The sequence below is a fragment of the Chromobacterium vaccinii genome (genome assembly GCF_000971335.1).
Lineage (GTDB): Bacteria > Pseudomonadota > Gammaproteobacteria > Burkholderiales > Chromobacteriaceae > Chromobacterium > Chromobacterium vaccinii.
Genome location: NZ_JZJL01000021.1, coordinates 21,188 through 41,002 on the forward strand (window position 1 = coordinate 21,188; position 19,815 = coordinate 41,002).

General features: G+C 61.1%; 20 protein-coding genes. 10 read left to right on the forward strand and 10 right to left on the reverse strand.

The features are described from left to right. Nucleotides 1-144: 144 nt before the first annotated feature. Nucleotides 145-519 carry a VOC family protein gene (locus VL52_RS11900; protein ID WP_046157237.1) on the reverse strand — a complete coding sequence of 125 codons (375 nt, stop codon included), beginning with the start codon at nucleotides 517-519 and terminating at the stop codon, nucleotides 145-147. Nucleotides 520-970: 451 nt separating this feature from the next. Between VL52_RS11900 and VL52_RS23290 the strand changes: the two genes are divergently transcribed. Further along, nucleotides 971-1,846 carry a hypothetical protein gene (locus tag VL52_RS23290; RefSeq protein ID WP_052729268.1) on the forward strand — a complete coding sequence of 292 codons (876 nt, stop codon included), beginning with the start codon at nucleotides 971-973 and terminating at the stop codon, nucleotides 1,844-1,846. A gap of 190 nt (nucleotides 1,847-2,036) precedes the next feature. Here the strand turns inward: VL52_RS23290 and VL52_RS24505 are convergent, their stop codons facing one another. Beyond that, nucleotides 2,037-2,315 carry a hypothetical protein gene (locus VL52_RS24505; RefSeq protein WP_144410225.1) on the reverse strand — a complete coding sequence of 93 codons (279 nt, stop codon included), beginning with the start codon at nucleotides 2,313-2,315 and terminating at the stop codon, nucleotides 2,037-2,039. A gap of 89 nt (nucleotides 2,316-2,404) precedes the next feature. On the opposite strand from VL52_RS24505, the gene VL52_RS23295 reads away from it, so the two are divergent. Further along, a complete protein-coding gene (locus tag VL52_RS23295) occupies nucleotides 2,405-2,845 on the forward strand; it encodes a hypothetical protein (protein WP_052717704.1) in 441 nt (146 codons plus the stop codon). 73 nt (nucleotides 2,846-2,918) lie between these two features. On the opposite strand, the gene VL52_RS11915 is transcribed toward VL52_RS23295, so the two are convergent. Further along, nucleotides 2,919-3,479, reverse strand: a complete 561-nt coding sequence (locus VL52_RS11915) for a murein L,D-transpeptidase catalytic domain-containing protein (protein ID WP_052717705.1) — start codon at nucleotides 3,477-3,479, stop codon at nucleotides 2,919-2,921. Nucleotides 3,480-3,734: 255 nt separating this feature from the next. Here VL52_RS11915 and VL52_RS11920 point away from each other — a divergent pair, with 255 nt between their 5' ends. Both VL52_RS11920 and VL52_RS11925 read left to right on the forward strand, forming a co-directional pair. After that, nucleotides 3,735-4,859: an MBL fold metallo-hydrolase gene (locus VL52_RS11920; protein WP_046157238.1), complete on the forward strand. Its 1,125-nt coding sequence runs from the start codon at nucleotides 3,735-3,737 to the stop codon at nucleotides 4,857-4,859. 229 nt (nucleotides 4,860-5,088) lie between these two features. Then, on the forward strand, nucleotides 5,089-6,441 hold the full coding sequence (locus tag VL52_RS11925) for a chitinase (RefSeq protein ID WP_046157239.1): 1,353 nt from the start codon (nucleotides 5,089-5,091) through the stop codon (nucleotides 6,439-6,441). Nucleotides 6,442-6,502: 61 nt separating this feature from the next. Here the strand turns inward: VL52_RS11925 and VL52_RS11930 are convergent, their stop codons facing one another. From VL52_RS11930 to aptA, 4 genes are all read right to left on the reverse strand, one after another. Next, a complete protein-coding gene (locus tag VL52_RS11930; RefSeq protein WP_046157240.1) occupies nucleotides 6,503-6,946 on the reverse strand; it encodes an SRPBCC family protein in 444 nt (147 codons plus the stop codon). Nucleotides 6,947-7,001: 55 nt separating this feature from the next. Then, entirely contained in the window at nucleotides 7,002-7,574 is a 573-nt protein-coding gene (locus tag VL52_RS11935) for a GNAT family N-acetyltransferase (protein WP_052729269.1), read from the reverse strand. An 82-nt stretch (nucleotides 7,575-7,656) separates the two neighbouring features. Then, the gene (locus VL52_RS11940; protein ID WP_046157241.1) at nucleotides 7,657-9,150 is read right to left on the reverse strand and encodes a CoA-acylating methylmalonate-semialdehyde dehydrogenase; all 1,494 of its coding nucleotides are present in this window, start codon (nucleotides 9,148-9,150) and stop codon (nucleotides 7,657-7,659) included. Between the two features lie 32 nt (nucleotides 9,151-9,182). Continuing rightward, nucleotides 9,183-10,520, reverse strand: coding sequence for an omega-aminotransferase AptA (gene aptA, locus VL52_RS11945; protein ID WP_046157242.1), 1,338 nt, complete (start codon nucleotides 10,518-10,520; stop codon nucleotides 9,183-9,185). Nucleotides 10,521-10,619: 99 nt separating this feature from the next. Here aptA and VL52_RS11950 point away from each other — a divergent pair, with 99 nt between their 5' ends. Further along, the gene (locus VL52_RS11950) at nucleotides 10,620-11,534 is read left to right on the forward strand and encodes a LysR family transcriptional regulator (protein ID WP_046157243.1); all 915 of its coding nucleotides are present in this window, start codon (nucleotides 10,620-10,622) and stop codon (nucleotides 11,532-11,534) included. Nucleotides 11,535-11,544: 10 nt separating this feature from the next. Here VL52_RS11950 and VL52_RS11955 read toward each other — a convergent pair whose 3' ends face one another. From VL52_RS11955 to VL52_RS11965, 3 genes are all read right to left on the reverse strand, one after another. Next, entirely contained in the window at nucleotides 11,545-11,766 is a 222-nt protein-coding gene (locus VL52_RS11955) for a hypothetical protein (RefSeq protein ID WP_144410226.1), read from the reverse strand. A 108-nt stretch (nucleotides 11,767-11,874) separates the two neighbouring features. Beyond that, nucleotides 11,875-12,231 (reverse strand): DUF1304 domain-containing protein, encoded by a 357-nt coding sequence (locus VL52_RS11960; RefSeq protein ID WP_046157245.1) that lies wholly within the window; start codon nucleotides 12,229-12,231, stop codon nucleotides 11,875-11,877. Nucleotides 12,232-12,361: 130 nt separating this feature from the next. Continuing rightward, complete coding sequence (locus VL52_RS11965) at nucleotides 12,362-13,639, reverse strand: hypothetical protein (protein ID WP_052729270.1); 1,278 nt, start codon at nucleotides 13,637-13,639, stop codon at nucleotides 12,362-12,364. A 149-nt stretch (nucleotides 13,640-13,788) separates the two neighbouring features. Here VL52_RS11965 and VL52_RS25665 point away from each other — a divergent pair, with 149 nt between their 5' ends. From VL52_RS25665 to VL52_RS24515, 5 genes are all read left to right on the forward strand, one after another. Continuing rightward, nucleotides 13,789-14,172, forward strand: a complete 384-nt coding sequence (locus tag VL52_RS25665) for a DUF924 family protein (protein ID WP_369094638.1) — start codon at nucleotides 13,789-13,791, stop codon at nucleotides 14,170-14,172. Nucleotides 14,173-14,299: 127 nt separating this feature from the next. Next, nucleotides 14,300-16,990: a type VI secretion system Vgr family protein gene (locus VL52_RS11975; RefSeq protein ID WP_235429283.1), complete on the forward strand. Its 2,691-nt coding sequence runs from the start codon at nucleotides 14,300-14,302 to the stop codon at nucleotides 16,988-16,990. 1 nt (nucleotide 16,991) lies between these two features. Continuing rightward, nucleotides 16,992-18,218, forward strand: a complete 1,227-nt coding sequence (locus VL52_RS24510) for a hypothetical protein (protein WP_160298938.1) — start codon at nucleotides 16,992-16,994, stop codon at nucleotides 18,216-18,218. Between the two features lie 8 nt (nucleotides 18,219-18,226). Beyond that, nucleotides 18,227-18,916 carry an AHH domain-containing protein gene (locus tag VL52_RS23990; RefSeq protein WP_082113726.1) on the forward strand — a complete coding sequence of 230 codons (690 nt, stop codon included), beginning with the start codon at nucleotides 18,227-18,229 and terminating at the stop codon, nucleotides 18,914-18,916. Nucleotide 18,917: 1 nt separating this feature from the next. Then, a complete protein-coding gene (locus VL52_RS24515) occupies nucleotides 18,918-19,532 on the forward strand; it encodes a hypothetical protein (RefSeq protein ID WP_144410228.1) in 615 nt (204 codons plus the stop codon). Nucleotides 19,533-19,815: the final 283 nt, after the last annotated feature.

Below are 19,815 nucleotides of genomic sequence, written 5' to 3' on the forward strand. Positions count from 1 at the left end.
AGCCGAGCTGGCTGCTAGTGTTTCTACTAGCGCTGGCGAAGAAGCTGGGTGCCAAGCTTCCTCTACGGATGGTTGAGTTCGAGCATTGCAATTCAATGCCTGAATTAAGCCGGAGCACGAAGCGGCTCCGGCTTGAATGGATCATTAGGCCTCGACCTCATGACACACAGCTTCTATGTTATGCCCGTCTGGGCCGATAACGAAGGCAGCGTAGTAATTTTCATGGTACTGGGCGCGCAAGCCGGGCGCGCCATTATCCATGGCGCCGGCCGCAAGGGCCGCGCGATAGAAAGCTTCTACTTGCTGGCGATTATCGGCGGTAAACGCCAAGTGGAGATGCGCCGGGCTCTCCTCGGGTTCTCGACGAATACACAACGATGAAAGGCTATCAGGGCGGCAAAGCTCGACGCCGAGCGGCCCATCATGCGCCACGGTGACGCCCAGCGGTTCGAGCGCCTGGACGAAAAACAATCTACTCGCCGCATAGTTGCGTACTCCTATTACGACATGATCAAACATGCATTCTCCTAAGTTGGTAAACCTCGAGAGCAGCCGAACAGAGTTTATACGGACATGCAGGTCCATATATCAATTGATATTGCTGACGTCCAATATTGGACCCAAGCGCCGCGCCCCAAAAACCATCATCATAAACCTGTCCGTATAATACCCTTCAATCCACCAGTTGCCATGGCGACGTCCTCCGTTCCCCGCAGCCTACGATTTTTACCCATAAGCAGCGACACTCATGGGGTAAAGTCGCTGCAATCATCCCAAGCTGCTCGATCAGCTTTCGATAGCCTGTCGGCGCCGCCGTTAGACTCCAAGGATCCCGTGATGCGGCCCGACTGCCCAAAGCCATGATGTCATTTTTCATCTCAAAACAAGATACCAATATCTTGATTTATTTGAGTGAAAGCCTTATAGCTGGCATATCCGTCCGTGATCACACCCTAACCTTGGACCTTCCATGAAAACAGCAACATCCATCCGTCTGACCCTGCTCCTGGCCTCCATCGCGTTGCCCAGCCCGGCTCTGCGCGCGGAAACCTTCAACTTGAACCTGGGCTCTATCATCAAGGACGGCATCCATAAAGCGCTGCAGGGCGACAACGCCAACACCGGCGCCCCTGCCGCCGGCTATCCCGCCCCCGGCAAATACGACGGCTCCGACGCCGAGTTCGAGCGCGCCATCACCATCCAGGCGGATGGCCGATTCGAGCTTGAAGCGCTGCAGAAAGGAAACGCCCTCCCGCGGCATGCCGGATCGGGAGCAGGCAAGCTGGCTTCAACGGATGGCAAGCAATGGACCTACCGCGAGGATCGTTGCTCGCTGACCCTCATCCCGCAGGCGTCCGCCTTGCAACTCATGACCGAACGCTGCGCCGGCGTCTTCGGCGATGTGCCTTTCGATGGGCTGTATCAGGCGGGCGCCAAAAAGACCCAAGTCGCGGCCAAGGACAAGCGCCTGGCGGCGCAGCTCAATTGCCAGCGGCTGAACTTCGGAGAAAACGGCATCGCCTCCCTGCTGGGCAAAGCGACCCGCCAGCCGGAAAACACGGTATGGGACCAAGAGCTGTCCTTGCCTGACGGCTATGCCTTTGGCGGCCTGCCGATCCGCTCGGTCAAGCTCTCCGAAACCGATGGCGGCTTCCTGGCGCTGTTCGTGGACGGCGACGCAACGGCGATCCAGGCGGCGATCAAAAAGGCCCGGCTCAAGGGCGACTACAGCGTGGCGCTGTTGCGCACGGTGGGAGGCCCCACCGGCTACCCCTTCCCCGGCAAGCGAACCGGCCAGCCTTATGTGCATTGCCAAAGCAAGCAGGCGATGAGCGGGGAGTATTGAGCGCCGCCCACCCCCATCCACGCCGGGGCGCTCCGCCATGCCGATGCGTCCCGGTCCCCATTCAGTCCGCCTTCCCCTCGCCCATTTAGACCCGTTAACAAAACTCCTGATCCTGCGCCGCGCCCCCTTGTCGTACGACTGGTACGGCCTGCGTCGGCAGGCCTTGGCTCAGTTTCTCCGCGAGGTTTTGTTAGCGGTTCTTAGGCGATTGACTTCCGCGCCGGCCTGCGCAACTCAAAAAACTGTCCTTAAGAACAGATGCAATCGCCAGTTCGGCTTCTATATTGACGGCTATTCCATCAGTATCAATCAAAACAATTACATAAAATAATTTTCTTTTTAATACCAATTCGGCATCGCGCTCCTGACCGACGCGCGTTTCGCCGCCTCTGCGTTTCCGGACCGCCGCTTGCGGTCCCGCCTCCATCTGATGGCCCTGCCATTCCCTCTCCATCGCATCGCTGCGCATCGAGCGCCATCGCCATGGTCCGCGCCAGAAGCGGGCTTGCCCAAACCATAACAACTTGATGTATCCGACACCTACTCAGGAGCAAAGTCATGAATACTCGTCGCATTTCCCGCTACGCGCTGCTCGCGTCAGCCGTCATGGCCGCCGGTCTTTTGACCACCGCGGCGCTGGCGGCCAGCCAACCCCCCTCCCGGGCCGTGAGTGCCGCCGCAACCGCGGCAGTCGCAACCGTCATCACCAAAACCTACAGCGTGATCGTCAACACCGATGGCACGCTGGCTGTCGGTCCGGCCGGCGCCAGTTCCAACAACTTCGGCGGCAATTACGGCTACTTCGAGGTGATTTTCCCGAGCGACGTCTCCAAGTGCGTGTATACCGCGACCCTGGGCGACCCCTCGCCGACCTTCCCCGCGCTGGGCTTCATCAGCGTGACCTTGCGCAGCGGCAATCCAAACGGCGTCTTCGTGCGGACGGCCGATACCACCGGGACGGCCAACGACCACGCCTTCCATCTGCACGTCCAATGCTGAACGCCGCGTTGTTGCCGCGGCTGAAGGCATAGCCCGCTGAAACGCCGGGCCGCTCGCGCGGTCCGGCGCCGCCTCAGCCCCCGCTGCGGATGCAGTTGATGTAGGAACCGCCCTGCAGCATGTTGATCAAGCCGACGCTGTATTGCGGCTCCACCGCCAGGCTGCCGTCGGAGCGCCACAAGACGCCATGCTCGGCCGCATACTGCGGGGAGACGTGGGCGGAGCCGTGCATCACCAGATTGCGCCGCCGCATATTGGAATTGCTTCGCTCCAGGCCGTCCAGCCACAGCGACAAGCCCTGGCTGCCGAAATAGGTTTCGGAGGCGCGGCACACGCCCAGGCAGGATAAATCGGAGTCCAGCTCATTGGAGAAAGCGCTAGCCCTCAGCAGGTTGGCGTGCGGATCCAGCCCGCGGCCATGCGCGACCAGAAAACGCTGCACGCTGGCCTCCAGCGTGTCGAACACGAACAGTCGGCTTTCCGTCGATGGCAAGCCATAATCGACCACCGCCCAGTACAGCAGGCTGGCGCGGGGATGCAGGCTTTTCTGCACCGCCACCATGTCCAGCACCGCCGAATCCGGCAGCCCCTCGCTCCGGCTCAATTGCAGCAAAATGTCTTCCAGCGTTCCCACATCTTATCCTTGCCTGCGGTTGGACCGCCCGCGTGTTGTCCCTGTCAAACAGAATGATCACTTGGCGAACAGTTAATCCTAGGCAGACCCGGATGGGGTGGCAAGGAAGCGCGACGCCTTGAATCCGGACACTCAGCGCCCATCTTGTCAGGACCTGCCGCGGGAAAGCGGCACGCCGGAATCCCGGCCGGCTACCATCAATATGGACCGCCCGCCGGCCCCGTCCGCGTCGGCAACGAACAGGAAGGCATCTCGATGAAGTCTCTCGGCAAGAAAGCGTCCGGCCCCAGGCTGGAAAAAATGCAAGCGTCGCCGCTTTGGTCCGGCAGCGGTTTCCGCAACATCTACCCTATCGATCCCGCCTTGCGCGACCCGTCGGCAACCATGCCGTCCCTGCGCGACTTCCTGTGCGGCGGCGAGCGCCGGGCGCCCTCCGCGCCGCTTCCGGCCGACAACCCGCTGGATGCCTGGCGCAAGCCAGCCCAGTCCGGCCTGCGCGCCACCTGGCTCGGACATTCCACCGTGCTGATCGAAATCGACGGCCTGCGCCTGCTGACCGACCCGGTATGGGGCCCCCGCGCCTCCCCCACCCGGTTGGCCGGGCCCAAACGCTTCCAGCCGGTGCCGATCAAGCTGAAGCAGCTGCCGCCGCTGGATCTGGTGCTGGTATCGCACGATCACTACGACCATCTCGATTACCCCACCATCCGCGAGCTGGCCAAGACCGACGTCCCCTTCGTCACCGCGCTGGGCGTGGGCGCCCACCTGGAAGCCTTCGGCGTGCGGCCGGAGCGGATCACCGAGCTGGACTGGTGGGAAAGCTATCGTCATCCCGAATCCGACCTGACCGTCACCGCCACGCCCTCGCAACACTTCTCCGGACGCGGCTTGAAAGACCGCAACGCCACGCTGTGGTCGTCGCTGTCCATCCGCAGCGACCGGCATTCCGTATTCTTCAGCGGCGACACCGGCCTGTCCGGACAATTCGCCGAAATCCGCGATCGGATGGGTCCTTTCGATCTGGTGATGCTGGAAGTGGGCGCCCATCATCCCGCCTGGGGCGACATCCACCTGGGGCCGGACAATGCGTTGAAAGCGCTGGACCTGCTGGGCGGCGGCGCCTTCCTGCCGGTGCATTGGGGCACCTTCAATCTGGCGATGCACGCCTGGGACGCGCCAGCCCAGTCCCTGCTGGCCAGCGGCGAAAAAGAGAATGTCCGGCTGATGATGCCGCGGCTGGGACAAGCGGTGGAGCCGGCTCACGCCGAACGCCCCCATCCCTGGTGGCGCGAGGTGGACTGCGTGGCGGCCCCGCCCGCGCCCATCGCGCCGGAAGCGGACGCGCCGCTGCCGAAATCGATGCCCTGGCCGTTGGACTGAAGCCGTTCAGGCCGCCACCTCGCGGCGGCCCGCCAGGCGCATTCATCCGCTGGCGGCATCCATTCCATGCCTTTGCGCAAAATCAAAAGCGAGCGACCATTTTCTATTGAGTTTTTACTCCAGCTGGGTATATTTAGAAATTGCTGACAAATGTTGGCGTTTTTATAAACCATTTAATATGTCCAGCCATTCAAAGCATCAGAATGCTGCGCAGCCCGGGAGTCCGCTCATGATGAAAACGTTTGCCGCCCTCTCCGCTCTAGCCGCCGCCGCGGCCGGTATCGCCAGTCCAGCCGCCCAGGCCGGCGCCTTCGCGCCCTATGTGGACATGACCTTGTGGCCGACGCCCCAAATCGACAAGCTGGGCATCAATCAAGGCATCCAGCAATTCACCCTCGCCTTCGTCGTCGCCAAGGGCGGCTGCGCGCCCTCCTGGGGCGGCGTGCTGGCCATTCCGGGCAGCGGTACCGATCAACAGCTGAGCGCCATCCGCAACGGCATCGATAATTTCCGCGGCAAGGGCGGCGAAGTGATGGTGTCCTTCGGCGGAGCCAATGGCACCCCGCTGCAGCAGGCCTGCACCACCAACGCCAGCCTGCAGGCCGCCTACCAGACCGTGCTGGATACCTACAACCTGTCCCGCATCGATTTCGACATCGAAGGCGGCGCGCAAACCGACACCGCCGCCAACAACCGCAACTTCGCGGTGGTGGCCGCGCTGCAAAAGAATTACAAGGCCAAAGGCAAGACGCTGCATGTATCGCTGACCCTGCCGGCCATGCCCTTCGGCCTGACCCAGGATGGCCAGCGCGTGCTCGCCTCCGCGCTCGCCAACGGCGTGGCGCTGGACGCCGTCAACATCATGGCGATGGACTACGGCCAGTCCAATCCAAACATGGGCGCCGCCGCCAAACAGGCCGCCCAGGCGCTGTACGGACAGATCGACGCCGCTTACAAGGCCCACGGCCAGACTCTGACCGACGCCCAGCTGTGGCAAAAGGTAGGCGTCACGCCCATGGCGGGCCTGAACGACACCCAGCCGGAAACCTTCACCGTGGACAACGCCAAGGACCTGTACGGCATGGCCAACAGCAATCGCTTCGGACTGCTGTCGATGTGGTCGATCAGCCGCGACAAGTCTTGCCCCAATAACGGCCATTATGTCGACGCGCAATGCTCCGGCATCGTGCAGACGCCTTACGCCTTCACCAATGTGTTCAAAGGCTTCAAAGACCATTGGGGCAGCGGCGTCACCCAGGATCCGAATTACGGCGGCGGCGACAACGGCAGTGGCGGCGGTCCGGTGAACGGCCAGCCGTGGTCGTCGGGCCAGGTCTACAACACCGGCAATACCGTCACCTACTCCGGCGCCACCTGGAAAGCCCAGTGGTGGACCCAGGGCGACGTGCCCGGCCAGGCCTCGGTGTGGCAGCAACAGGGCGGCGGCCTGCAGCAATGGTCGGCTACCGCCGCCTATTCGGCCAAGGACTGCGCGCTGTACCAGGGCAAGAAGTACTGCGCCAAATGGTGGAGCCAGGGCAATCTGCCCACCGCCGGCGATCCGTGGGCGCTGTCCAACTGAGCGGACGCTCCCCGCAAAAGCCAAGCCGGGCATGCGCCCGGCTTTTTTTATTCCTCCCGATCTAGCCCGGTATCTCAGGCTCCACCAGCGCCGCCAGCTGCTTCAGCGACTGCTGCCAGCCCAGATAGCAGTTTTCCGGCGGGATCGCGTCCGGAATCCCATCCTGCACGATGACGAGATCGGTACCGCAGGACAGCGGGGCCAGCGTGATGGTGGTGGTCATTTCGCCGGGCAGGTTGGCATCGTCGAAACGGTCGGTGTAACGGATGCGCTCGCCCGGAACCAGCTCCAGGTAACGGCCGCCGAACGCATGTTTTTGGCCGCTGGAGAACACGATGAATTCCATCTTGTAGCTGCCGCCGACGCGGACATCGCGTTCCAGCACTCGGCAGACGAAGCCCTCGGGCGGCAGCCATTTGGCCAGGGCCAGCGGATCGATGAAGGCGCGGTAGACGCGCGCCGGCGGCGCGCTCAGCACGCGGTGCAGACGTATCGTATTGGGCATGGCTGGCTCCTTGTCGGCGGGAAAGCTGGCTTAAGCAAGATAGCACAATGACATTTCACTGGCGCGCCAGATCGTACTCCATCTGCCAGTCGAATGGCTCCAGTTCGATCTGGGGGCCATGCAGCCAGCACGCCGGCGCGCAGCCGCAACGCTCATAGAACGACACCGTCTCGATGGCCGAATGCGAGGAGATGTACAGCCGGCGCGCGCCCATGGCCCTGCCGCCGGCAACGCAGGCGGCCATCAGCTCCCGCCCCAGCCCGCGGCCGCGCCAGCGGGCGTCCACCTGCAATTCCTTCAACTGCCGATATTCGCCATCCGGCCCCAGCGGCTCCGGCGAAATGGCGGCGAAACCGGCCAGGCTTTCGCCGTCCATCGCTGCCCACACCCGCCCGGCACCCGCCATCGCGGCCAGCTCGCGGCACAGCGCCCGCCGCTCGTCCGGCGACCAGTCGTCGATGAACGGTTCGGCCGCGATGCGCCTGTCGCCGGAGGCGCCGCGATACACCAGCGTCACCTCCTGCCAGCGCTGGAAATCGGCAAGCCAGCGCTCGTCGATATCGGCCGCGCTCAGGCGGCGGATGACCCAAGTGGAAGAAACGATGGTTGCGGAAGCGGACGGTTTCATGGCGGGCAGACAGGATCAGGACATTGCCATTATGCCAGCGAAACGGGCCGCCCTCGCGAGCGGCCCGTCTGTCGCGGCTGATTTACAGACTGGGGAAAGCGAACTGCGACGCCTCGTGGCTGGCGCGCTGCGGCCAGCGCTGGGTCACCGCCTTGCGCCGGGTATAGAAACGCACGCCGTCCGGGCCGTAAGCATGCAGATCGCCGAACAGCGACCGCTTCCAGCCGCCGAAGCTGTGGTAGGCCACCGGCACCGGCAGCGGCACGTTGATGCCCACCATGCCCACCTCCACCGTGTCTGCGAACAGCCGCGCCGCCTCGCCGTCGCGGGTGAAGATGCAGGTGCCGTTGCCGTATTCGTGGGCGTTGATCAGCGCGATCGCCTCCTCCAGACTGTCCACCCGCACCACGCACAGCACTGGTCCGAAGATTTCTTCCTGGTAGATGCGCATCTGAGGCGTCGCGCGGTCGAACAGGCAGCCGCCGAGGAAGAAGCCGCCCTCGTGGCCCGGCACCGTAATGCCGCGGCCGTCGACCACCAGCTCCGCGCCGGCCGCCACGCCGTCGGCGATATAGCCGCTGACCTTGTCCAGATGCGCGCGCGTCACCAGCGGGCCCATGTCCAGGCCCGGCGAGGTGCCCGGCCCCACTCTCAAAGCCTTGATCTGCGGCGTCAGTTTGGCGATCAGCGCGTCGGCCGCCTGATCGCCGACGCAGACGGCGACCGAGATGGCCATGCAGCGCTCGCCGCAGGAGCCGTAGGCCGCGCCCATCAAGGCATTGACGGTGTTGTCGAGATCGGCGTCCGGCAGCACCACCGCATGGTTCTTGGCCCCGCCCAGCGCCTGCACCCGCTTGCCGCGGCGGCTGCCCTCGGCGTAGATGTATTCGGCGATGGGCGTGGAGCCGACGAAGCTGACAGCCTTGACTTCCGGCGCCGCCAGCAGCGCGTCCACCGCCTCCTTGTCGCCGTGCACCACGTTGAGCACGCCACGGGGCAAGCCGGCTTCATGCAGCAGACGGGCGATCAGCAGCGTGGAGCTGGGGTCGCGTTCCGACGGTTTCAGGATAAAGGTGTTGCCGCAGGCGATGGCCAGCGGATACATCCACAGCGGCACCATGGCCGGGAAGTTGAACGGCGTGATGCCGGCCACCACGCCCAGCGGCTGGAAATCGCTCCAGGCGTCGATAGCCGGGCCGGCGTTGCGGCTGTACTCGCCCTTCAGCAGCTCCGGCGCGGCGCAGGCGTATTCGACGTTCTCGATGCCGCGCTTCAGCTCGCCGGCGGCGTCCTCCAGCGTCTTGCCGTGCTCGCGGCTGATCAGCGGCACGATCTCGGCCTCATACTGCTCCAACAGCTGTTTGAAGCGGAACAATACTTGCGCCCGCTTGGCCGGCGGGGTGTCGCGCCAGGCCGGAAACGCCGCCTGCGCGGCCTCTACCGCCTGCGCGACGGTGGCGGCGTCCGCCAATTGAACGTCGGCGATGGCTTCGCCGGTGGACGGATTGAAGATCGGCGCGCGGCGGCTGCCGCCGTCGCAGGCCTCGCCGTTGATCAAATGCTGCAAAGTCGTCATTTCAGGTTCTCTGGTATCGATGGGAAATCAGTTCAGGCCAGTTGGGACAGCGTCTCGCCGACGGCGTCGAACAGGCTGTCCAGCTCTTGCGGCGTGGTGGTGAACGGAGGGCCGAACTGCAGCGCGTCGCCGCCGTAACGGACGTAGAAGCCCTTGCGCCACAGCGCCATCGCCGCCTCGTACGGCCGCACGATGGCGTCGCCGCCGCGCGGCGCGATCTGCACCGCGCCGGCCAGGCCGCAGTTGCGGATGTCCGCCACCTGCGGCAGGCCTTTCAGGCCGTGGATGCCGCGCTCGAAATGCGGCGCCAGCTCCGCCGCGCGCGCCACCAGGTTTTCGTTCTCCAGCACGTCCAGCGCCGCCAGCGCCGCCGCGCAGGCCACCGGATGGGCGGAATAGGTGTAACCGTGGGCGAATTCCACCGCGTACTCCGGCGTGCTCTGCGCCATGAAGGCGTCGTAGATTTCGCTGGTCGCCACCACCGCGCCCATCGGCAACGCGCCGTTGGTCAGCTGCTTGGCCAGATTCATGATGTCCGGCGTCACGCCGAAATAGTCAGCGCCGAACAAGGCCCCGGTGCGGCCGAAGCCGGTGATCACCTCGTCGAAGATCAGCAAGATGCCATGCTGGCTGCAAATTTCGCGCAGGCGTTTCAGATAACCCTGCGGCGGCACGATGACGCCGGCCGAGCCGGCCATCGGCTCCACGATCACCGCGGCGATATTGGAGGCGTCGTGCAGCTCGATCAGCCGCAGCAGATCGTCCGCCAGCTCCGCGCCATGCTCGGGCAAGCCGCGGCTGAAGGCGTTGGCCGGAAGCAGGGTGTGCGGCAGATGGTCCGCGTCCATCAGCGGGCCGAACAATTTGCGGTTGCCATTCATGCCGCCCAGGCTGGTGCCGGCAATGTTGACGCCGTGATAGCCGCGGGCGCGGCCGATCAATTTGGTCTTGGACGCCTGGCCCTTCAGCCGCCAGTAGGCGCGCGCCATCTTCACCGCGGTGTCCGCGCACTCGGAGCCGGAGTTGGTGAAAAACACGTGATTCAGTTCGCCCGGCGCCATCGCCGCCACCCGCTCGGCCAGCCGGAACGACAGGGGATGGCCAAACTGGAAGCCCGGCGAATAGTCCAGCGTCGACAACTGGCGATAGGCCGCCTCGGCGATCTCCTTGCGGCTGTGGCCGGCGCCGCAACACCACAGGCCGGACAGGCTGTCGAAGATGCGGCGGCCCTGGTCGTCGATCAGGTAATTGCCCTCGCCGGCGACGATCATGCGCGGATCGCGCTGGAAATTGCGGTTGGCGCTGAACGGCATCCAGTGCGCGCGCAGGTCGAGATTGGAGAATTCGGAACGGGTGGTGAGCGGGTTCATGTCGGGCACCAGTGGCGGGAATATGGACACAGCATGCCGCGGACATTGCGTGAGTTAAATGCTATCTTTCTTATGTTAAGATTATAAATAACTCAACTTATGAACCGCAAACCGGCATTGGGGCAGGTCAGCGATTTCGATATCCGGCTGCTGCGGCTGTTCCGCGCCGTGGCCGAGTGCGGCGGCTTTTCCGCCGCAGAGGGCGTGCTGGGCATCAGCCGCTCCGCCATCAGCCTGCAGATGGGCGATCTGGAAAAACGCCTCGGCATCCGGCTGTGCCAGCGCGGCCGCGCCGGCTTCGCCCTCACCGACGAGGGCCGCGAGGTGCTGCGCGCCAGCCAGATGCTGCTGGCGGCGCTGGAGGACTTCCGCAGCGAGGTGAATCTGCTGCACCGCCAGCTACGCGGCGAATTGAACATCGGCATCATCAACAACCTGGTCACGCTGCCCAAGATGCGCATCACCCAGGCGCTGCGCGCGCTGGCCAAGCAAGGGCCGGACGTGCGCATCAATATCGGCATGATGACGCCCAACGACATTGAAACCGGGTTGATGGACGGCCAGCTGCACGCCGGCGTGGTGCCGCTGATCCAGCCCTTGTCCGGGCTGGACTACCTGCCGCTGTACGAGGAGCGCTCGCAGCTCTACTGCAGCCGCGAGCATCCGTTGTTCGTCCAGCGCGACGACGATCTGGCCGAGGCGGACCTCGCCGCCGCCGACGCCGTAGCCCCGGGCTACCGCTTGCCGCCGCAGGCCCAGGCGCTGCAACAACGGCTCAAGCCCATCGCCACCGCGTCCGACCGCGAAGGCATCGCGTTTTTGATCCTCACCGGCCGCTACATCGGCTATCTACCCGAGCACTTCGCCGCCAGCTGGGTAACGCAAGGCCTGATGCGTCCATTGCTGCCGACCGTCTGCCACTACGACGCGCCGCTGGCGCTGGCGGTACGCAAGGGCCGGCGCGCCAACCTGATTCTGGAGCGATTTTTGCAGGAACTGGAACGCACGAGCTGATCCCGCGAAATCAAGGAATGTACTGGCAGATGCGCGCCACCAAGCGCTCAAGGTCGTCATTCTTGAACTCCAGGCCGGACTGGACATGGAATGCGCCGCCGCGGGACTCCACCACCAGCCACCGTCCCAGCGGAAACAAGCCGAACAGACGCCGCCCCCGCCTCAGGCCAACGGACGCGATATCCTCCAACGGCACCCGCCATCGCAAGGCATCGCCTCGAAGCACGGACAAGCCCTGCTCATCGAACACAATGCGCGCCGGCTTGAGCCTTCTGCCTGAAAACCGCCCCAAGATGCTCATTTCCGGAACCATCCGCATTCCCCGCGACGCGCTCGCCGCTCAAGCCAGCCACAGCAGCGCGATGCCCAGCGCCGCCGGCAAAGCCTGCACGAACAGAATGCGCCGGTTGACGGTGGCGGCGCCGAACACGCCTGCCGCCAGCACGCAAGCCAGGAAAAACAGCTTGATCTGGAACCCGAACGCGCCCTGCCACAGCCCCCAGGCCAGGCCGGCGGCGAGGAAGCCGTTGTACAAGCCCTGGTTGGCGGCCAGCACCTTGGTGTCCCGCGCCCTCTCCGGCGTCAGGCGGAAGGTCTTCATCCCCAGCGGCTTGTCCCACAAAAACATTTCCAGGATCAGGAAATAGACGTGCAGCAACGCCACCAGGGCGACGACGATGTCGGCGGCCTGGCTCATGGCGTCTCCCCTGCCGGGATGGGTCGAAAAAGGATATCGGACATGGTTCCCCCTTGGAAAAAGCCGGACTTCGCTAGAGTCCGGCCTTAACTGCATATTGCGCCAAAGGGAAAGCCATGCCAACCGGGCCTCACGCGGCGTTGGGCGGTTCTTCCGGCGGCTTGGCGTTCACCAGCCGCGGGCGGCGGTAACCATTCTTCTGCTTCAGCGTGGAGAGCAGGAACCGGGTATACGGCTGGCAGCCGATTTCATGGAATAGAAAACGAACGGTGTCCACATCCGGCGTCACCCCGCCGCCTGCCAGCAAGGAACTCGCGGCATTGGCCACCACCTTGTCCGCCTGCTGGCGGCGCGGATCGCCGTCCGGCAGCGCCAGCCTTTCATTCAGGCCGGCGATGATGGCGACGTCGGCCAGCCCCAGCTTGGCCAACGACCCGCAGTGCGCGCTGAAATGCCGCCAGACGATGGCCTGGCTGCCCAGCCGCAGAATGAACTTGAACGCGAAGCCGGTGCGGATGGACAGCAGCACCGGATCGGTGCCTATCAGCTGCTCGATGGAGTTGACGCCCTCGGCCGACAAGCCGGCGGCGATGTCTGCGGTCACGCCCTCCAGCCTGATCAGCTTGTCGCTGTTCTGTTCCTGTTCGCTGGCGCCGAAGCTGCGCGCCGCCACCCGGCGCAACAGGCGCAGCAGAACGTCCATGGGGAAGGCGCCGATGGCGAAGGCCGTCACGGTCTGCCACGCCGATGCCGCGCTGGCCGCATCCACCGCGCCAACCGCCGCGCCTATCGGAATGGCCAGCGTCATCCGCAGCGCGTACCAGTAGACATCCGCCACGTTCAGGCTGCGCCGCCGCACCGCCGTCACCATATCGCTGACCACGAACAGGTATGCGCCGGCGATGGAGGCCGTGATGATCAGATTATTGACCGGCAGCGTCAGCCTGCCCATTTCCGCGAACACATACAGCGTGGCCATGAAGATAATGGCCACCTCCAGCAGCAAAAGCGGTGTGATGAACACGCCCCGTCCGTAGTGTTCCTTGTAAATCTTCTCGAACAGACAGTCCGCCGCCGCGTCCACCTCCGGCGAGTCCGCCGGCGGCGGCCAGTCCTTCAGCAGCGGCTCCTTGTCGGTGCGCGGCTGCCAGAACTGGCGCAGATAGAAGGCCAGCGCGCCATTGTTGAGCCGGTTGCGGAACTCCTCGTAGCGCGCGCCCCAGCCGGTGACCAGGAAGCGGATCAGCGGCGCGGCCGCCAGGCAGGTGGCCAACAGCAATAGCGTGACATAGCCGCTCAGGTAAAGCCGGGAAAACTCGCTGGCGGCCAATGGATACACGATTCCCAAGCCGGCGGCGTCCAGCGCCAGCACGCACGCCCAGATGCCGTAGTATTTCGGGTCTTTCATGGCATTGCCCTCCGCCTCTCGGGACCGGCTTTCAGGTTAGACCTTAATGAAAACGTCTCATATAGTACTAATAACTAGCGCTCCACTCTGGCATGCGGCGCCAGCAACGCCTCCAGCCAGATCAGAAAAGCCTGCACCCGCCGCGACAGATGCCGCCGGCTGGGATAAACCAGATACGCCGGCATCACCTTCACCAGCTCTCCCCTCTCCAGGTGCGCGGCCACATCGAAGCGCGGCACCTGGATCAGCCCTGGCTGCGCCATACGGAAGGCCACCGCGACATCATCCGCCGCTTCGGCCGCTTTCCCCACTGCAACCGGATACCCGGCCGTCCCTCCACGCCGAAGGAAACCGCTTTTCTGCGCGATGGCGGCTTCGCCCTGCTGACCAGCCCGGCGCGACGCCTGAAGAAAAAGTGGATTCGCATCGCCGATTGCGCCCATAGTCCCGAAATCTCCACCTCATCAGCATTTCACCGGCCATCGCGCGCCCCTCGCCTCTCTCCCCATCGCCCAGTCATACCTGTCCTTTAGTTCAGGTACGCTAATGAAGCAGAATGTTCGCCTTGTTGACGCGATGCCTCCCACATAAAATGCTGGTTCTTTTCGGTTTTCTCACTTTCAAGCCCTGCTTCAAGGGCGCTTTCGTTTTGGACAATCGATGGACCTTGACAGCCTTCTTTCCTCCTTCGCCTCCGCCTTCAATCAAGACCAGCGCCTGCTCACCCTGGAGCTGGGCAGCGGATCCGTCGCCGCCGAGCAGCTGCTGCCGCAAAGCCTGGACGGCGAAGAGGGCGTGTCCAAGGCCTATCGTTATCAACTCACCTGCCTGTCCCCCAACGGCGCCATCGAACTCAAGACCCTGCTCGGCCAGCCCGCCCGCATCGGCATCGCCGACGCCCAGGGCCAGGAAACTGTCCGTTGCGGCGTGGTCAGCCAGGCCCGGCTGATGGGTTCCGACGGCGGCTTCGCCCAGTACGGCCTGACCATCGAGCCGCCGATCGCGCTGCTGCGCCACCGCCGCACCTCGCGGGTGTTCCAGGACTTGAGCGTGCCGGACATCGTCCAGCAGATCGTCCACGAGCACCAGGCGGCCAACCCGGTGTTCGCCCGCGCGCAGGCCATCGAGTTCAAGGTCGGCCCGGCGCAGCCGCGGAGCTACTGCCTGCAGTACCGCGAGGACGATTTCAGCTTCATCGTCCGCCTGCTGCATGAAGAGGGCTACGCCTGGCGCTTCGAGCATGTGGACGGCGACAGCCCGCAGGTCAAGCTGGTGGTGTTCGACGACGCCTACAGCCTGCCGCCGGCCGAGATCGAGCGCGTGCGCTTCCACCGCAGCGACGCGACGGAAGAAGAGGACGGCCTCACCGACTGGAACGCCAGCCGCCGGATCGTGCCCGGCAACGTGGCGCTGGCCACCTTCGACTACCAGCCGGTGTCCACCCAGCACACCGGCGACAGCAGCCAGATCGACCAGGGCCAGGGCGGCCAGGCGCTGCAATCCAGCCTGCAGGACTACGACCCGCAGGGCCTGTACTACGCCGGCGACGCCGACCAGCTGTCGCACTACGCCCGGCTGCGCCAGCAGGCGCATGATCTGCAGGCCAAGCAATTCGAAGGCGGCGGCTCCATCCGCGGCCTGACCGCCGGCCAGTGGTTCCGCCTGGACGACCACCCGGCGCACGAGGCCGACAGCCACGAGCAGCGCGAATTCGTCGTCACCGGCCAAAGCTTTCAGGTGCGCAACAACCTGCCGACGGACCTGAAAGCCATCCTGCCGGCGGGCGACCAGGCCGACGCCCCGTTCACCACCCGGATCCAGGCGCAGCGCCGCGGCATCCCGCTGACCCCGGCCTACGCCGGCACCGCCTCCGCCAAACCCACCTCGCTCGGCGTGCAGACCGCCACCGTGGTCGGCCCCGCCGGCGAAGAAGTCCACACCGACGCCCAGGGCCGGATCAAGGTGCAGTTCCACTGGCAGAGGGCCGACGAACACCCGACCATCGGCGCCGGCCTCGACGACAAATCCTCCTGCTGGCTGCGCGTCGCCATGCCCAGCGCCGGCGCTGGCTGGGGCCACCAGTTCATCCCGCGCATCGGCCAGGAAGTGCTGGTCGACTTCATCGAAGGCGACATCGACCGCCCGGTGATCACCGGCGTGCTGTACAACGGCAGCCACCCGACGCCAGACTTCAGCGGCGCCGGCAGCCTGCCGGCCAACAAGACCCTGTCCGGCATCAAGAGCAAGGAACACCAGGGCGGCAGCTACAGCGAGCTGCTGTTCGACGACACCCCCGGCGAAGTGCGCGCCAAGCTGTCCAGCGAACCGGGCAAGACCCAGCTCAACCAGGGCTACCTCGCCCATCCGCGCAGCAACGGCAAGGCCCAGCCGCGCGGCGACGGCTTCGAACTCAGAACCGACCACCACGGCGCCATCCGCGCCGCCCACGGCCTGCTGCTGTCCACCGAGGCGCAGAACGGCGCCGGCGGCAAACAACTGGCGCGCGAGCACGCCCAGAGCCAGCTCGACGCCGCGCTGAGCCTCTCCCAGGCGCTGGCCGAGACCGCCACCGGCCAACTGGCCGACACCATGGAAACCGGGCCCGACGAAATCGGCCCGGACAACGCCAAGGCCGGCAAGAAACCGGATGGCCACCTGCAACACCACGCCGACGCGCTGAAGGCGTGGGAAGCGGGAACCAACACCGACAAGGACGGCAAAACCGCGAAAGAGCAAGCCGGACAGCAGCCGCTGCTGATCCTGTCCGCACCCGCAGGCATCGCCTCCCTGACCGAGCAAAGCCAGACCGTCTCCGCCGGCCAGAACCTGAACCTGGTCGCCCAGCGCGACGCCAACCACACGACGGGACGGCGCTGGCTGCACAACGTCGGCCAGCACATCAGCCTGTTCGTGGCGGGAGTGAAAGACAAGGTGGCGCTGAAGCTGATCGCGGCGAAGGGCAAGGTGCAGGTGCAGGCGCAAAGCGACGCGATGGAGCTGACGGCGGATAAGGACCTGACCATCACCTCGGCCAAAGGCAAGGTGCAGATCGCCGCCAGCCAGGAAGTGCTGCTCACCAGCGGCGGCGGCTACATCCGCATCGCCGGCGGCAATATCGAAATCCACTGCCCCAGCGAGGTCAGTGTCAAGGGTGCCAGCCACGAACTGTCCGGCCCAACGAGTATGAATATGCCGTTGCCAGCCATGCCGAATAAAGATGGTTCTTGGGTAAAGGTAAAATCTTTTTATGATGATGAATGGCAAACTGTTTGGCCATTGAAAAATATGCAGCTGGACGTAGCAGGACAAACTTTAAGCAAGACATTAAAGGTAGACGGAGGCAAAGAATAGTATGTCCTCAGCAGATAAAGTGAATAAGCCGACGCTAGCCTATACACACAAAGATGGCAATGCAGAGTTGATTTCTCGGCCACAGGTTACTGAGAAAGAAATATCTGATGATAGAGAAGTAATTATTCAAGGTCTAGATGCTGCGTATCTAAATTTAGTAGATACCATGAAACCATTTCAGCGCGAATGGGATGCAGGTCCTTCAAGTGCTCTGGCTGATGCAGTATGGGCTGGAGCAAAAGCAGGCGTAAGCGGATGGGGTGAAGATTGCGCCGAGATATTTGAAGCAAAAACGTGGAAAGACCTAGGCTCTAAAGTTAAAGATGGTGCTGGCGCTGCATACGACACAGCTGCCGTTTATGCCATAAGAGTCAAAAATGACATACATCAAAGAGTAAACAAAGCAGCAAAAATAATTGACAATGCCGACGAAACTCTCTTTAACTGGGCCTGGTGGGAAGCTGAGTACAATGATGAGAAAAAAGACTTAACCAAACAAGCAGAAGCTCTAAAAGCCCAAGCATTATCACATATAAAAACAGCTAAGGAAACTGCTGAAAAAGTTCAAAAAATTTATAACCATAAGAATGAAATTCTAGATTTACCAAATCTTATCGCTAAAGGTGATCCTAAACCGATTCAAAAATTCATAGATACCGTTTTAATGGATATTGATCCGGAATTAGCCAAATCTATCAAGCAAGATAAAAAATTTTACTTAGCAATTGAGCTAATGCAAGACCATGACAGCATATTGTCATACCTAACATATGCAACGCTATGTTTTGAAGCAATCCCCCCTAATTTTTATGCTTACTTAGCAGCAAAAGGGGCTGCTTATTTATTAGCGGAAATTATCCTGACCATCATTATGGCTCTTTTCACGATGGGCGCAGGGCTTGTTGTTCGTGTTACATCGCTAGTCGCTCGCATAGCAGCAAGTAGTGCACGCGTTGCAACTGTAATCAAGAAGATTGAGAATGCCAAAAAAGCTTTTGATGCTGTCATTCGCTTCATTGAAGACTATTGTGACATTGCAGGTCGCCTGCATAACTTAGCGGAAAAACTTTTAGAAGCTCGACAAAGAGGCTTGCGAGTAAAAGGATCCACTAAGACTACTATCGAAGCCGAGAAAAAGTTAATAAAGCGAGATGGAAAGTGTGCATGCTGTCATAGCTCATCACATCATACTCCACGCGGTAGGCTTGGAACCATAAAATACGTCTGAGGTGCAAAATGCTTGGAAATATAACAAAGGGAACACAATATCGTGAGATGATGGCAAAAAGAACCGAAAAGGATAAAATGCCACATCACCCAAGACATTTTGGGATAAAAATGCAAGCGCACCACATTGTTTCTGCCGAGGGAATAAACAGAAGCAAGATTGGAGATTTATTAGTTAAGTTTGGCTATGATATTAACTCACCATCTAATTTAGTTTATATCCCTAGTACATTGCAGGGCGCCTGTCATTTAAGTGTACAACCTCATCGCGGAGATCATAAAGCACCGCTCGGGGTTTTAAATCCATTGGATAATGACGATGATGATGCTCACCCAGTAACATATCACGACGCCATTTCTCTACGATTACTAGAATTAAAAAAATTCATGCACGAAAATTGTCCGGGCAAAAATCCAGCCGCCCGTGAAATTATTAAAAAAGACATAGAAGCTATAAGTAAGAATGTATTATTCTTAATTCAAAACGTCCCAGCCAAAGCAAGACTGACCTATGTCGCAGACTTTTTTCAACCAAACGGCTTGGGATGTAAAGGGACAGATAACATTCCAAAATTTAAAGATGCAAAAGGCTGCGCAGTCCATCGAAACCATCAGCAGACGCAAGGCCCATCACAAAACAAAGAAAATATTACATTGGTAAAGCCAACTCCAAGATTCAACCTTCAAGCGGGTATGTGATATGAAAAACTATGATGATGAGTATTATTTCATTAGTTATAAAAGTGTAGAGGATCGACCTGTACTAGCAGCAGATGAGGATACTGCCACTCTACCCTATACTTCGGAGAAAATCCCGTTCGGAGGAAGGCCGTTAAAATTCTTCAACGGTGCGCTGAACAAAAAGAATAAGCACATATTTAAAAAAACGCCTCCTGACATTTTATTTCATGGTTCTGACATTGCAGTCAAAGATGATATCTATGAAAAACTGTCATCAATGGATATCCCTAATTTAGCGATACATCCTGCTATATATGTTGATCACAATGATGTCTGGCACGAGAATTACTGGTTTCTAACATTTACAAAAAAGTTTGATTGCTGGGATCGTGATAAATCTTTCTATGCACCAGACCCCTTGACTGGTTTTGGCGACATTAGATACGAAGTAATTAGCTATCATCTAAATAGTGACTTATTGGATCAGACGAACATTAACGAACGCACGCTGTTCAAAATGGGAGCGACTACTGAGGGATGGATTCTTGTTCATAAGAGCCTTGCGGGTCTTTTCAATCGAGCAGGTGTAGAATTAGTTCCGGTTAAAGATTTTGGTACTACCTTCTTCCCATAAAATATCGAATACCATCTCAAGCAAAATACCTAGGTTTACATCTTCACAACACAAAATCTAGATTATATCTTTTGCAATCAATCAAAATTAAATAGGCCTGCCCATTATTATAAAACTGGCAGGCCTATTTTCATCCAGTCAAATATTTACATCTCCCTCCCCCTCGCATAGAGGGCAATCAATCCTCACCTTGGGATCACCTTGGCATACGGGACAGTACGCTGGATGCTTCTCCGTCGCAAAAGCCAAGTCGCAAGGAACTTCCCCACTACCATTACACTCC

Excerpts from the sequence above, each read along its gene's own strand:
- VL52_RS11920 (WP_046157238.1), top strand. The coding sequence starts at position 3,735 with ATGAAGTCTCTCGGCAAGAAAGCGTCCGGCCCCAGGCTGGAAAAAATG.
- VL52_RS11975 (WP_235429283.1), top strand. The coding sequence starts at position 14,300 with ATGGACCTTGACAGCCTTCTTTCCTCCTTCGCCTCCGCCTTCAATCAA.
- VL52_RS11935 (WP_052729269.1), bottom strand. The coding sequence starts at position 7,574 with ATGAAACCGTCCGCTTCCGCAACCATCGTTTCTTCCACTTGGGTCATC.
- VL52_RS11960 (WP_046157245.1), bottom strand. The coding sequence starts at position 12,231 with ATGAGCCAGGCCGCCGACATCGTCGTCGCCCTGGTGGCGTTGCTGCAC.
- VL52_RS11900 (WP_046157237.1), bottom strand. The coding sequence starts at position 519 with ATGTTTGATCATGTCGTAATAGGAGTACGCAACTATGCGGCGAGTAGA.
- VL52_RS11930 (WP_046157240.1), bottom strand. The coding sequence starts at position 6,946 with ATGCCCAATACGATACGTCTGCACCGCGTGCTGAGCGCGCCGCCGGCG.
- VL52_RS24515 (WP_144410228.1), top strand. The coding sequence starts at position 18,918 with ATGAAAAACTATGATGATGAGTATTATTTCATTAGTTATAAAAGTGTA.
- VL52_RS24505 (WP_144410225.1), bottom strand. The coding sequence starts at position 2,315 with ATGCGCAGCGATGCGATGGAGAGGGAATGGCAGGGCCATCAGATGGAG.
- aptA (WP_046157242.1), bottom strand. The coding sequence starts at position 10,520 with ATGAACCCGCTCACCACCCGTTCCGAATTCTCCAATCTCGACCTGCGC.
- VL52_RS11925 (WP_046157239.1), top strand. The coding sequence starts at position 5,089 with ATGATGAAAACGTTTGCCGCCCTCTCCGCTCTAGCCGCCGCCGCGGCC.
- VL52_RS11965 (WP_052729270.1), bottom strand. The coding sequence starts at position 13,639 with ATGAAAGACCCGAAATACTACGGCATCTGGGCGTGCGTGCTGGCGCTG.
- VL52_RS23990 (WP_082113726.1), top strand. The coding sequence starts at position 18,227 with ATGCTTGGAAATATAACAAAGGGAACACAATATCGTGAGATGATGGCA.
- VL52_RS11940 (WP_046157241.1), bottom strand. The coding sequence starts at position 9,150 with ATGACGACTTTGCAGCATTTGATCAACGGCGAGGCCTGCGACGGCGGC.
- VL52_RS24510 (WP_160298938.1), top strand. The coding sequence starts at position 16,992 with ATGTCCTCAGCAGATAAAGTGAATAAGCCGACGCTAGCCTATACACAC.
- VL52_RS11950 (WP_046157243.1), top strand. The coding sequence starts at position 10,620 with ATGAACCGCAAACCGGCATTGGGGCAGGTCAGCGATTTCGATATCCGG.
- VL52_RS23295 (WP_052717704.1), top strand. The coding sequence starts at position 2,405 with ATGAATACTCGTCGCATTTCCCGCTACGCGCTGCTCGCGTCAGCCGTC.
- VL52_RS23290 (WP_052729268.1), top strand. The coding sequence starts at position 971 with ATGAAAACAGCAACATCCATCCGTCTGACCCTGCTCCTGGCCTCCATC.
- VL52_RS25665 (WP_369094638.1), top strand. The coding sequence starts at position 13,789 with ATGCCGCCGGCTGGGATAAACCAGATACGCCGGCATCACCTTCACCAG.